General features: G+C 42.6%; 13 protein-coding genes. 9 read left to right on the top strand and 4 right to left on the bottom strand.

The window, feature by feature from the left end; all coding sequences use genetic code 11:
* Positions 1–99 precede the first annotated feature (99 nt).
* Entirely contained in the window at positions 100–225 is a 126-nt protein-coding gene (locus METHO_RS14215; protein ID WP_281162789.1) for a hypothetical protein, read from the top strand.
* 191 nt (positions 226–416) lie between these two features.
* Here METHO_RS14215 and METHO_RS02610 read toward each other — a convergent pair whose 3' ends face one another.
* Positions 417–1,712 carry a phenylacetate--CoA ligase family protein gene (locus METHO_RS02610; RefSeq protein ID WP_015323970.1) on the bottom strand — a complete coding sequence of 432 codons (1,296 nt, stop codon included), beginning with the start codon at positions 1,710–1,712 and terminating at the stop codon, positions 417–419.
* Between the two features lie 385 nt (positions 1,713–2,097).
* On the opposite strand from METHO_RS02610, the gene tnpA reads away from it, so the two are divergent.
* From tnpA to METHO_RS02590, 4 genes are all read left to right on the top strand, one after another.
* Complete coding sequence (gene tnpA / locus METHO_RS02605; protein ID WP_015323969.1) at positions 2,098–2,538, top strand: IS200/IS605 family transposase; 441 nt, start codon at positions 2,098–2,100, stop codon at positions 2,536–2,538.
* Positions 2,501–3,751, top strand: coding sequence for an RNA-guided endonuclease InsQ/TnpB family protein (locus METHO_RS02600; protein WP_015323968.1), 1,251 nt, complete (start codon positions 2,501–2,503; stop codon positions 3,749–3,751). Before tnpA ends, METHO_RS02600 begins: the two co-directional genes overlap by 38 nt.
* 92 nt (positions 3,752–3,843) lie before the next feature.
* Positions 3,844–6,075 carry a CDC48 family AAA ATPase gene (locus METHO_RS02595; RefSeq protein WP_015323967.1) on the top strand — a complete coding sequence of 744 codons (2,232 nt, stop codon included), beginning with the start codon at positions 3,844–3,846 and terminating at the stop codon, positions 6,073–6,075.
* Between the two features lie 89 nt (positions 6,076–6,164).
* Positions 6,165–6,875: a DNA alkylation repair protein gene (locus tag METHO_RS02590; protein WP_015323966.1), complete on the top strand. Its 711-nt coding sequence runs from the start codon at positions 6,165–6,167 to the stop codon at positions 6,873–6,875.
* Between the two features lie 50 nt (positions 6,876–6,925).
* On the opposite strand, the gene METHO_RS02585 is transcribed toward METHO_RS02590, so the two are convergent.
* A complete protein-coding gene (locus METHO_RS02585; protein WP_015323965.1) occupies positions 6,926–7,633 on the bottom strand; it encodes an LrgB family protein in 708 nt (235 codons plus the stop codon).
* Positions 7,626–8,072, bottom strand: coding sequence for a CidA/LrgA family protein (locus METHO_RS02580; protein WP_245546324.1), 447 nt, complete (start codon positions 8,070–8,072; stop codon positions 7,626–7,628). The genes METHO_RS02585 and METHO_RS02580 overlap by 8 nt, the downstream gene beginning before the upstream one ends.
* A 116-nt stretch (positions 8,073–8,188) precedes the next feature.
* Between METHO_RS02580 and METHO_RS02575 the strand changes: the two genes are divergently transcribed.
* The 3 genes from METHO_RS02575 (at position 8,189) to METHO_RS02565 (ending at position 10,976) form a co-directional block, all read left to right on the top strand.
* Positions 8,189–9,064, top strand: a complete 876-nt coding sequence (locus tag METHO_RS02575; RefSeq protein ID WP_015323963.1) for a hypothetical protein — start codon at positions 8,189–8,191, stop codon at positions 9,062–9,064.
* A 57-nt stretch (positions 9,065–9,121) separates the two neighbouring features.
* Positions 9,122–9,757 carry a methyltransferase family protein gene (locus METHO_RS02570; RefSeq protein ID WP_245546323.1) on the top strand — a complete coding sequence of 212 codons (636 nt, stop codon included), beginning with the start codon at positions 9,122–9,124 and terminating at the stop codon, positions 9,755–9,757.
* 676 nt (positions 9,758–10,433) lie between these two features.
* Positions 10,434–10,976, top strand: coding sequence for a peptide-methionine (S)-S-oxide reductase (locus METHO_RS02565; protein ID WP_015323961.1), 543 nt, complete (start codon positions 10,434–10,436; stop codon positions 10,974–10,976).
* On the opposite strand, the gene METHO_RS02560 is transcribed toward METHO_RS02565, so the two are convergent.
* A complete protein-coding gene (locus METHO_RS02560) occupies positions 10,958–11,731 on the bottom strand; it encodes an ABC transporter ATP-binding protein (protein ID WP_342664110.1) in 774 nt (257 codons plus the stop codon). The two genes, METHO_RS02565 and METHO_RS02560, sit on opposite strands and share 19 nt — an antisense overlap.
* A 246-nt stretch (positions 11,732–11,977) precedes the next feature.
* Here METHO_RS02560 and METHO_RS02555 point away from each other — a divergent pair, with 246 nt between their 5' ends.
* Complete coding sequence (locus METHO_RS02555) at positions 11,978–12,856, top strand: energy-coupling factor ABC transporter ATP-binding protein (protein WP_015323959.1); 879 nt, start codon at positions 11,978–11,980, stop codon at positions 12,854–12,856.
* The last annotated feature ends 2 nt before the right edge of the window (positions 12,857–12,858 follow it).

Below are 12,858 nucleotides of genomic sequence, written 5' to 3'. Positions count from 1 at the left end.
AAAAGTGTGGATCAACCGTGAAGTCATAGGCTTCAAATATCCAAAAGATCAAAACGTGTGCCCGATTACTGGAAATAAAGCGCAAATGGAGAAAAAGATATGGAATATGTAACTGTAAACTGTCAGAAGTGTGGCCGCAAGATGCATGTTTTGCGTAAGTGTGCACGTGACAAGATGTACTGTACTATCCAGTGCCTGGAAACCAGCACCTCATCAAAGGTCTGAGGTTTTTGAGCACTCATAGCTCATCTTTCTAATGCATCTTTTTCAGCTTAAGATCCCAGTGCAAACATCCAATTGTCTGTCCGCTTCCGTTAAACGGGAGGGGGGCAAATTTTGTAGAGCGGGATGAATATATACCGATATTGAGAACAAAAAAATTTGCCGGATCTGATCAAATCTATATCCTTAAAAAACTATACATCCCTTGTATCTATCACCCGTTTACTTTTTTTCTCACTGCGCGGCAGATCTCCGATGTTCAGACATTCCACATCTACGGAGATACCAATGAGATCACGAAAAGCTTTTCTGATGGCTTTTTCTTTTGTCTGCCTGCAGCAAGGGTCCTGGGCATTATCCACCTCCACACGGAAAAGCATGGATTCCTTGCCACCATCGCGGGACAGCAGGAGCTGGTACTCGCTGCTGACACCATCCAGTCTGTGAGTAATGTCTTCGATCTGTCCAGGGTAGACATTAACCCCTTTTAATTTGATCCTGTCATCTGTACGACCTAATATTCTGTCAATGCGGGGAAAAGGACATCCGCAAGTACAGTGTCCCGGAATTATACGTGTAAGGTCCCTTGTCCTGTAACGTATAAGAGGAGCACCTTCCTTTGACAGGGTTGTCACAACAAGTTCACCCATCTCTCCATCCGGTAGTATTTCACCTGTTACAGGATCGATTATCTCAAAGTATAAAAGGTCTGACCAGTAATGCAGACCATCATGCAGGTGACAGTCCTGTGCAATGCCGGGACCGTATATTTCCGTCAGGCCATATATATCAAAGCTTTCCAGACCCAGCTCTTCCTCAATGCGGACACGCATCTTCCGGCTCCACCTTTCTGAACCTATGATACCTTTCTTAAGATGGATTTTATCTCTTATGCCCCTTCTATTAATTTCCTCTGCCAGCAGCAGGGCATAGGAAGAAGTGCTTGCAATAGCAGTACAATGTAGATCCATGAGCATCTGCAATTGTTTTTCAGTATTTCCCGGACCCATAGGTACTGCCATGCCACCCAGCTTTTCAGCACCAAGCTGAAAACCAATGCCTGCGGTCCACAGACCGTAACCGGGAGTGATCTGTATCCTGTCCTTATTAGTCATACCTGCAAGTTCATAGCACCTTTTCATCATATCTGCCCAGTGATCCACATCTTTTTGTGTGTAGGGAATAATAACCGGTTTACCTGTAGTTCCGGAGGAGGAATGAATGCGCACCACTTTCTCTTCAGGCGCTGCCTGCAGACCAAGGGGATAGCCCTCCCTCAGTTCTTCCTTGTATGTAAAAGGAAGGGTGCCGATATCTTCAAGACTTTTAATGGCTCCTATGTCTACATTTTCTTTTGAGAACTTCTGTTTGTAGAAAGGACTGTTAGCCGCAACATATTCCAGCAGGGACCGGAATTTCTGAAGCTGCTTCTCCGGAGAAGGCGCTGTATAATCTTTCCAAATATCACATTGCATTAGGTCTGCACACATTTTGATTCCTGTCTTAAATCTCTATTTGAGATAATGTTCTTATTTAAGCTATAATGTACGATTGTGTACTGAGCAATGCCATATAAACTTTTTGTTCTGCGTTAAGCAGTGCTAAAGAAAACAAAACAGCCAAATATAGATAAACAGTGGATAGTGGCATAAAAAGCGTTTACCATATAATGTTTTAAATGTTGACCTATTATTTTGAATATGAATACTTACTTTATGAATATTAACTCGAATAGCATATTTCTCTTTAACTTCTACAGCAGAAGTCTCCTTCCTCGCCAGTCGTAAACTGGCAGGTGGGAGATGAATGCGTGCCTACTGCAACATAACACAAATAAGTATTTGCAATCATAGTTACATATTATAATTGATAACTATGCTGTATGATCTCGATAAAGCAAGTCATTCTGTATACTCACTGCACTATCATTTTGTGCAATGTGTCAAATATCGAAGAAAAGTTCTTGACAATCAAAATATCGTAGACTTCCTAAAGATGAAAATACGTCAAATAAGTGATACCTTTGAGGTAGACATTGTTAACATCGAATGTGACAAAGATCACTTCCATTTATTGTTTACCACAAAACCAACTCTGAATTTACCTAAATACATCAATACAATCAAAACCATTACATCGAGAGAGATCAGAAAGAATTACCCAGGCATAAAAACAATGCTATGGAAAGATACATTTTGGTCAAGATCTTATTTCATAGCAACAACTGGCCAAGTTACACTGGACGTACTTAAACAATATGTAGACAATCAAGGGAAACATGCAACTGACGAAGAAGATCAAAATACATCCAACTGAGGAACAAGTTGATGTTCTTTGGAAATTGTCCGAAAAGTGTAGACTTGTCTACAACTTCGCATTAGCTGAAAGACGAGAAAAGTGGAAGGAAGAACATAGAAGTGTAAAATATGTAGAACAACAGAACCAGCTTCCTGAACTTAAAAAACAATATTCTCAGTATAATATGGTCTATTCTAAAGTGCTACAATCCACTATAAAAAAGCTCGATGCTAACTATAAATCATTCTTTGCTTTGTGCAAGAAGGGTGATAAGTCTGCAAGACCGCCAAAGTTCCGAAGCAGGAAGTATCTTATGACATTGGTTTACAATCAAAGTGGATTTAAAACTAAGGATGGTAAACTCAGTTTTTCGCATAAAGTAAATAAAATCCCATTAGCATTCGAAATAGGAGCAGCTATTGATTTGTTGCCAATCAAACAGATAGAAATCTACAACGATGATCCATACAAAGCAAGGGGTGAGTTTTTTGTTTCTGTAACTTATGAAATCCCACCCGAAAAAGAATATGTTGATAATGGATTGTATCAAGCCATAGATCTTGGAATAACAAAAATAGTGACAGCCGTGAATACTCAAGGAAAATTCTTTGAGATTAAAACACCGCGTTCCGATCAATACTGGAATGCTAAAATCGATTCGATAAAGTCTAGAAGAGATCACTGTAAAAAAGACAGTAAACGATGGAACCGGTTACATAATAGATATCAAAAAATGGAAGCAAAAAAATCACATCAGATAAAAGATTTCCAACACAGGCTTTCTAAAAAGATGATTGAAAATACCAAAGCTAATACTATAATTGTTGGCGATCTCAATGTGAAAAACATGGCACAATCTAAAAAAGTGACTGGTAAAAAGAAACGATCTATAAACAGATCTACTCAAAATCAGGGTTATCTATCAAGATTCATCGGATTCTTGACCTACAAAGCAGAGCTTAGAGGTAAGAAAATAATAAGAATCGATGAGAGTTATACTTCGAAAGCATGTCATAATTGTGGAAAATTACATGATATGCCTCTTTCGAAAAGAAATATGGTATGTGATTGTGGTAACGTAATGGATAGAGATCGCAATAGTGCTATCAATATCATGAAACGTTTCCTATCACAAAATGCCTTGTGGACAGGCTATCAACAATTTGTTGGTAACCTTCGACACTACAGGCTTCTCGATGGAATTGAGATTCACAGAATCGAAGCCAAATGAAAGAAGTACTCGAAGGAAGCTCCGTCCTCGCTTTCGAAGAAAGCAGGGCGGGGTAGTTCACAGACACTAGTCCTTAAACTGGCGGTTCAAAAATGTCCGAAGAGATCATCGTACAGGTGGCACAGGCATATCCCAGGGATGCAGGCAGAGGCATTGCTCGTCTGGAAAAAGATCTGATGCAACGATTGGGAACTACAAGCGGGGATATCATAGAAATAAGGGGGAAGGATAAATGCTACGCTATCGTCTGGCCGGGTTATGTTGATGATACCGGTAAGGGAATAGTCCGTATAGATGGCAATCTGCGATACAATGCGAGGATTGGTCTGGACGATCAGGTAACCATAACAAAGATATCAGCACATGAAGCTGAAAGTGTCACACTTGCGCCCACCCAGCCAGTCCAGCTTGTAGGAGGATCTCGTTTTATCCTGAGGATAATAGAGGGCAGACCACTCTCTAAAGGAGAAAGGGTTCGAGTAGAGACCGTAAACAATCCTCTTACATTTGCCGTGCTGGCCACCAAACCTCCGGGGCCTGTGATAGTTACCCGTAACACTCAGATAGTGCTTCGGGAAAAGCCTCTTGAAGAAGCTACGACCAGAGATCACATAACATATGAGGACATAGGCGGCCTCAAACGCGAGCTGGGAATGGTAAGGGAGATGATAGAACTTCCCCTGAAACATCCTGAAATATTCCAGAAACTTGGCATAGATCCTCCGAAAGGTGTGCTGCTGTATGGCCAGCCAGGCACTGGCAAGACCATGATAGCCAGGGCAGTTGCCAGTGAAACAGATGCTAATTTCATATCCATCAGCGGTCCTGAGATCGTATCTAAATATTATGGAGAAAGTGAACAGAAGCTCCGTCAGATGTTCGAGGATGCAAAGAAGGATGCCCCTTCAATAATATTCATCGACGAGATAGATTCTATTGCCCCAAAAAGAGATGAAGTGATGGGAGAGGTAGAACGCAGGGTTGTGGCCCAGCTGCTATCACTCATGGATGGTCTGAGATCCCGGGGAAGAGTCATCGTTATAGCTGCAACCAACCGTCCCAACTCCATAGACCCTGCACTGCGCAGAGGCGGCAGATTTGACAGGGAGATCGAAGTAGGCATCCCTGACCGTAATGGCAGGCTGCAGATCCTGTACGTGCATACAAGAGGAATGCCCATTGAAAATGACATTGACCTGGAACAGATAGCAGCGGTGACACATGGTTATGTGGGAGCGGACCTCTCATCCCTGTGTAAGGAAGCAGCCATGCACGCTCTGCGCAGGATGCTGCCTGAGATGCGCATTGAGGATGATATACCTCAGGAGGTCATGGATAGCCTTGTGGTCACAAGAGCTGATTTTGATTCAGCTTTCAAGAACATAGAGCCTTCAGCCATGAGGGAGGTGTTCGTAGAGGTCGCCCACGTGCGCTGGGACGACATCGGTGGACTGGAAACGGCAAAACAGGAACTCATCGAAGCGGTGGAATGGCCTCTGAAATACCCGGAGATGTTCGAAGCTGTCAATACCACACCTCCCAGAGGTATATTGCTTTTCGGGCCGCCTGGAACTGGTAAGACCATGCTGGCAAAGGCAGTTGCAAGTGAGAGCGAAGCTAATTTCATCAGCATTAAAGGCCCCGAGCTATTGAGCAAATATGTGGGAGAATCCGAGAAAGCGGTGCGTGAAACCTTCAGGAAAGCAAAGCAAGCTGCACCTACAGTGATATTCTTCGATGAGATAGATGCCATGGCACCAGAAAGGGGAGCCAGTACCGATGCACATGTGACGGAGCGAGTGGTGAGCCAGATCCTCACCGAAATAGATGGAGTGGAAGAACTGAAGGATGTTGTGGTCATAGCTGCCACCAACAGGCCGGACATCATCGATCCGGCCTTGTTACGCCCAGGACGGTTTGACAGGCTCATCTACGTGAAACCACCTGAGAAAGAAGGCCGCAGAAAGATATTTGAGATACATATTCTGGGAAAACCTCTCGCAGAGGATGTGGACCTTAATTTGCTTGCGGATATGACAGAAGGCTACGTGGGTGCGGATATCGAAGCTATCTGTAGGGAAGCGTCCATGCTGGCCTTAAGATCGGTGATCCTGCCAGGTATGACAAAAGAGGAAATGAAGGTACTAGCAAATGAGATCAGGATCTCCATGACCCATTTCAGGAAAGCTATTGCCAGAATAAAGCCCACAACTTCCAGAAGCTGCATGAACCTCTATGAAAAAGCAGCTGAAGCCTATGCACAGTATGCAGCTAATTCCGATGAAAAAAGAGAGGTAGAGAGCGGTGGAACTGCTTATCAGTAAAGCCCTCTAACAGTTAACCCATAAACAGTTAATATATTTTGTACTCTCTTTTCTACATTATTTAAAAAATAATCTAGGTTTGATAAGAAATGTATGAGGACCTTATATCTGAAATAAGGGCGGAACTGGCCCGCAACGCAAATGAAAAAACAAAAGAAACGTCTGCCCGTTTTTTTAAGGAATATATAAACTGCTATGGTGTAAAAGCAGCAACTGTCCTGAAGATAGCTGACAAGTACTTCAAACTGATCAAGAACGAGCAAAAGCAGACTATCTTTTCATTATCTGAAGAGCTGCTGGAATCAGATATGTTAGAAGAATCGGCAATTGCTTTTGAATGTGTCTATCGTATGCGGGAGTATTACGAGCCAGAGGATTTTGAGATATTTGAAGGATGGATAGGAAAATATGTTAACAACTGGGCGAAATGTGACACATTATGCAATCATTCGGTTGCATTTTTTATAGAATCGTATCCGCAGTACCTTCCACGGGTTAAAGAATGGACCTGGTCTGAGAACAGATGGTTCAGAAGAGCTGCAGCGGTAACTCTTGTATTGCCTGCAAGGAATGGCAAATTCCTGGACGATGTTCTGGAAATAGCGGACAGTTTGCTCATGGATGAAGATGACCTTGTGCGCAAAGGTTATGGCTGGATGCTCAAAGAAGCGGGTAAGGCTCATCAACAGGAGATATTCGAATACATAATGAAAAACAAAAAGGTCATGCCAAGAACTTCTTTGAGATATGCCATTGAAAAGTTCCCGCAGGATATGAGAAAAAAAGCAATGGAAAAATAAAGTTCATCACTGTAGCATACCACATTGTACAAACCTGTACTGTAAGCTCTTCACATTAATATCTTCGCAATCAGAGGAGCGAGGAAGACAGTAATAAGGCCGGCGATACCTATGGCAAGGCCGCTCATGGCTCCTTCTGTCTCCCCCAACTCGACCGCCTTGGTGGTTCCCAGAGCATGGGATGATGTGCCGATAGCAATTCCCACTGCTATCCTGTCATCTATTCTGAACAGTCTGCATATCATGGGACCCAACAGCACGCCTGATATGCCCGTAAAGACTATGCCTGCTACTGTAATGGACGGAAGGCCACCAAGCTGGTTCGAGAGCTCTATGCCAATGGGTGTTGTAATGGATTTGGGGATCATGGATACGCTTACCAGCTCGTCAAGGCCGAAGATCCTGCACATGCCAATTATACTCACAATACCTGTTACAGAACCGATGGTGATCCCTGCAAGGATGGGCAGGATGTTAGCCTTCAGCAAGTGAATCTTCTTATACAGGGGCACAGCCAGAATTACTGTCGCTGGACCCAGGAAGAAGGATATGAACTGTCCCCCTTTGTTATAATCATCGAAACTGATCTGGAAGCTCACGAGAAAGGCAATGATCATTAGCATGCTCAGTACCAGAGGATTCAGGACGACCAATCCAGTCCTTCTGTAGAGCATGCTGCCGATCTGGAATGTAAGTAGGGATATGGCTACGCCGAACAGAGGCGAACCTGCAAAAGCGGTAAATGCTGATTCATTCACCGGAGTGCCTCCTTCTCATAAGTATCTGGACAGTGATACCTGTGGTAGCTGCAGTGATAACAGTGGAAACAACGGATATGAATGTAAGAGCTGCCCATTTTCCTTCAAGTATCGAAAAGCAGGTGATGAGTCCCACTGCTGCGGGCACGAAAAAGAAAGATAGATGCTTCAGCATGAAATTGCTAACATCCTCTACCATAGGCAGCTTTATGATCCCTGTCAGCAGGAAGAATAGCAAAAGCAGCATACCCATCACATTCCCTGGTATGGGCAGAGCCAGTGCGCTGTGCAGGAGATCTCCCAGGAAGCACACAACAAGAATAATACCGAACTGGACAAGATACTTCATAGGGATCATTTTTAAAAGGGGAAGGACTTTTTGGTAGATGGAACATAATATTGATATTAGTGGCTTGCGGTCAGGAGGATTTCCAGGCAAGTTTTAAAATTGCCACGTGTGACATATACGAATATTTGACTCTTTCTTTAAAATTCAAGAATTAAGGAGTAAACAGAACTAACAACGTATATAATTATTAATTCCAATCTACTCTTATGTCAAGGCAAGTTTTAGATTCAGTTGATCGGGCAGTACAATCTGTTCCCAGTCTAATTGAAAAGAAAAATTACAAGCATGCTTTTAAAATTTTAAGTAATGCGGAAGATAAATTAAAGGGTAAAAATAAGCCTGAGTTAGAATGCATAACTTTGCTACTAAAAGGGAATGTGTTTCAGGCAAATGAGCAAGCAAGTGAAGCTTTAGATACATATGAAAAAGCCTTTGCGATTGCATCTGAACTTTTTTTAAAGAATCAAGAAGACATTAATGCTCAGCGACTTCTCACAAATTCTCTTGACAATATTGTAAATATCCTTGAGGAAATGGATAGCTTTTCTGGTGTAGAGAGTGTAATTAAAAAAGAAGAAGTAATCTTTGGGATGATAGCTGATGTATATGCAAAGCTCATTGCCCAAAATCCGGAAGATATTGAATACTTAACAAATTATTCAAACACTATGGAAAATATCATTAACTTTTATACAATGATTGGTAAACCTGAAATGCAGATCACTCTTGTAACCGACATCATGATGGCATATGAGACTATTATGAGATTAGACCCCGAAGATCCAGATATTCCCAGAATGCTGTATGAAATGGCAGAGCAGTATGGTAAAGTCTGCCTAATTAAAGAAAGCATCGAAGAAGCAAAGAAAGTATATGGAAAATTGGAGGAAATATACACCGGCATCCTTGAAAAAGAGCCTGAGGACGAGGATCTGCTCAGTTTACTGACCGACTCGTATGGTCTTTTAGCAGCGTTGTATGCTAAAACCGATGAAACGGAAAAAGCTTATGAATACTCCTCTAAAGTGCTTGATATTGTGGAAAGACGTTGTAAAATCTCGAAGCAGAGATCAGTACCGTGACAGCATCGTCAGGTAATAAATACTAAAATATACTATATAGAAGCTACCCAAATAAGAATGGAGGTTTTTGAATTGGTTTCTTCCCTGATAGTTCTTATCCTTAGCCTGGCGGTATTCGCAGCTGTCCACAGCCTTATGGCCAGCCTGCCCTTCAAGCGCTTCCTTATGCGGGTCATAGGACCCAGCGCAGACAGATTGTTCATGCCGCTATTCAGTTTCATCGCAGTGATAACCTTGCTGCCCCTGGCCTATCTGCTTTACAAATATCCGGGACCTTTCCTCTACATAATACCTTCTCCCTGGCGCTGGGTGATGGTCGGTGGACAATTGATAGCTGCAGGCGTTGCACCCCTGGCTTTGCTGCACGCACCTCATAGGTTCAAGATACGTGCACAGCTGTCTGCCCCGCAGACTCTTGAAGCTGGTCACCTGGATATCCGGGGCATTTACCAATGGGTGAGGGATCCCTTTCTGCTCTCAGGGCTGGTCATGATCTGGCTTACTCCCTTTATGACCCTCAATCTGCTCATCATATACCTTTTAGCTACCATATACCTATATTTGGGGTCTCTACACTGGGAATCAAGGCTGGCGGCACAATTCGGTAACGAATACAGAGAGTATCAGAAGCAGGTCCACAGGATAATTCCGGGATCGAAAAAATACCATCCTTCCACTATTAAGAAGATTTGAATTACAGCATAAGGCAAGCCAGGACCATCGCGATGATCTGGGCAATAATTTCCTTGGAGTGGGCAGGTTTTGGAGCCGCCTTCGGACCTGCCATAATTTCCTCCCTGTTCTGAAAAAGAATGACAAGGAACGCCGTACTGAAGTAATGATATCCGGTGGTCTTATATCCAGGCTATAAAGACACTGAAAAAAGAACCTTCTTATGAGATCAACGAATATATGCACACCTTAAAGCAGCCAAATTGCTTTAGGGAAGTGAGGAGGTATGGAGTATACCTCCCCTATGGATTTACACCCCAGTCCTGACAAAGATCTGGGATGGAGTATGAAAGTGCATTCTCATATATAAAGAAACTCTATGATAATTTAAGGAAAGCAGACCTTATTTAAAAATAAGTTAAGCAACTATTGATTTACTGAAACGAATGGACAATAAAAAGACAAGAAAACTTGCGCTCAATAAACTGTCCGTGCTTTATTTTTATCGAGTGCGCATACAAACATAATATGCAGCATATTTTTTTGCAGGTTTGTATGTTGAAATACACTTTTCGAGTCGATAAAGAGAAATATTATTATATTTAATTTCTTATAATTAATTGTGTGTTTAATAGTTAACACCACCTAAAGAGGATTACAAAGCCTGAGAAACAATGATAAAACTGGGGGAAGAAAAATGAATAAACTTGAAAATATCCCCACTAATGAACATGAGATCGCGACCTTTGCTCTTGGAACTACCTGGAAAGTAGAGGCAGTGTTTCGTAACAAGGCCAGAGGAATAATTAGTACAGCCACAGGATACACAGGAGATGAAGTTCAGTATCCCCGGTTTGAAAGAGTGATAGAGGAAAGAAAAGACCTGATACAGGCCGTGCAGATAATTTTCGACCCACAGATAATTTCCTATGATAAGTTACTAGAGCTGTTCTGGGAACTGCATGATCCTGCCTACACATTGAAACCGGATGAGAATAGCAGCCATTTCACATCTACAATATATTATCATTCCGAAAAGCAGAAGAAAAAGGCGATCATTTCACGAAGAAAATATGAAAGGTCCAGGAAATTAAAAAATAAAGTGAACACACATATCTTACCAGCGACTTATTTTTTTAAAGTGGAGAAAGAAATACCAAAAAGCAGTAACAATCCCGACAAAAAAATGGGTATCAACGAGAGATTCCCTCAAAAAGGGCTTCAACACCAGGCACGGTAATACCCATCTGCGCTCTGTACCTCTACCGGTAATCCAAATAATATGGATAGATTGGAAGAGGTCAGAATTTGCTCTTTTGGTCCATCCATGAAGGTTCTGCCATCTCTGAAAAGTATGACCCTTTCTATTTCCGGAATTATATCCTGAAGATTGTGTGTCACAAGGATTATGCTTTTTCCTGCAACTGCGATTCTGCGCATCACTTCCCTGAACCTGTGAAGACTATGCAGATCAAGACTATTGGCAGGTTCATCCAACACCAGGGCCAGAGGATCATGTACCAGGGCTCTCGCTATAAGAATTCTTCGTGCCTCGCCTGTCGACATATGGGAAATGATTTTGTGCTGAAGATGAGATACCTCCAGGAGATCCATTACTGCCTTGACTATACACCTCATCTCATAGGTAATATGATGGTTCCTGTAAACACCAATACTACTGAAAAAACCCGATAATACTGCCTCGTAGCCACAAATATCCCGGGTATACTCCTGTTGCAGGTCTCCTGAAACTATACCCAATGAACGTTGGAGATCGAACACATCCCATCTTTCTTCCCCCATAATTCGGCATACAAGACCAGAAGAATTAGCCAGTGGCCGGTATTCCCGGGTAATGGTCTTGATAAGAGAAGATTTTCCAGAACCATTGGGGCCAATGATAGCAACGTTCTCACCTACATCTATCTGGAGGGAAACAGAATCAAGGATCTTTCGCCCATCGCGGGCAACGGTGACATTCCTGAAATCTATCAAGGGCTGCGGGTGGTTTTCTGAACGAATGGATATATCCTGCATGATGTTGCATATTTAAGGTAACTCTTGTATAAAAACAATATCTGTTCATGCATTTCAAAATAGTTATCGGGTTTTGCTGTTCACCACCATATATAAATATGTAGTTTATTATTGCATAACAATCACGCTCAAAGTAATAAGATAACAAATATTTCTCATACTATACCGATCTCTCAAATATAATAATAAAACAGAACGAGTCGCATGCAGGAAGCATTAAAACAAGGCAACATGAGATCCGCTACACCTATCATCGAGCTTAGGAATCTGTCCTATTCCTATGGAAACAGCAAGATAGAGGCACTTAAGGATATAAACCTGAAAATATACCCTGGCGAAAAAGTAGCGTTCCTGGGAGCCAACGGTGCTGGGAAATCTACATTGTTCAAGCACTTAAACGGTATCCTTAAGCCGAATTTAGGTGAGGCACTTGTTCATGGGGAGAAAATATCGAAAAAGAACATCTCTAATGTGCGCCAGACAGTGGGCATTGTATTCCAGAATCCTGATGACCAGATCCTTGCACCCACTGTGGAGCAGGATGTAGCATTCGGTCCTGTGAACATGGGGCTTTCCGAAAAGGAGGTTGATTCGAGGGTCAAAGAGGCTTTGGAACTAGTAAATATAGCAGGCCTGGAGGACAGGTCGCCTCACCATCTTAGCGGAGGGCAGAAAAAGCGTGTTGCCATTGCCGGTATCCTGGCGATGAGACCAGAGGTAATTGTGCTGGATGAGCCTACGGCCGGACTTGATCCAAGGGGTGCCGAAAACATAATGAATGTCATTGAGAAAATGAACCATGACCTTGGTATCACAATAATACTGTCAACGCACGATGTGGACATGGTACCGCTTTTTGCTGACAGGGTCTTCCTGATGCACCATGGCAGGATCGAAGCACAGGGTACTTCAAAAGAGATATTCAAGCAGCCGGGACTGCTGGAACATGTACATCTGAGAATGCCCAGGATAGCAGGAGTTTTCGAACTTCTCAAGGCTGAAGGTCTTGATGTGGAAACAAAAGTCACACCTATGGATGCCAGAGATGAGATACTGAGGTTGTTGAACACACCCAGAGAATAAAA

It is taken from the genome of Methanomethylovorans hollandica DSM 15978, from assembly GCF_000328665.1.
Lineage (GTDB): Archaea > Halobacteriota > Methanosarcinia > Methanosarcinales > Methanosarcinaceae > Methanomethylovorans > Methanomethylovorans hollandica.
The sequence above is the reverse complement of the archived record's forward strand: the minus strand, read 5'-3'. Positions and strand labels throughout refer to the sequence as shown.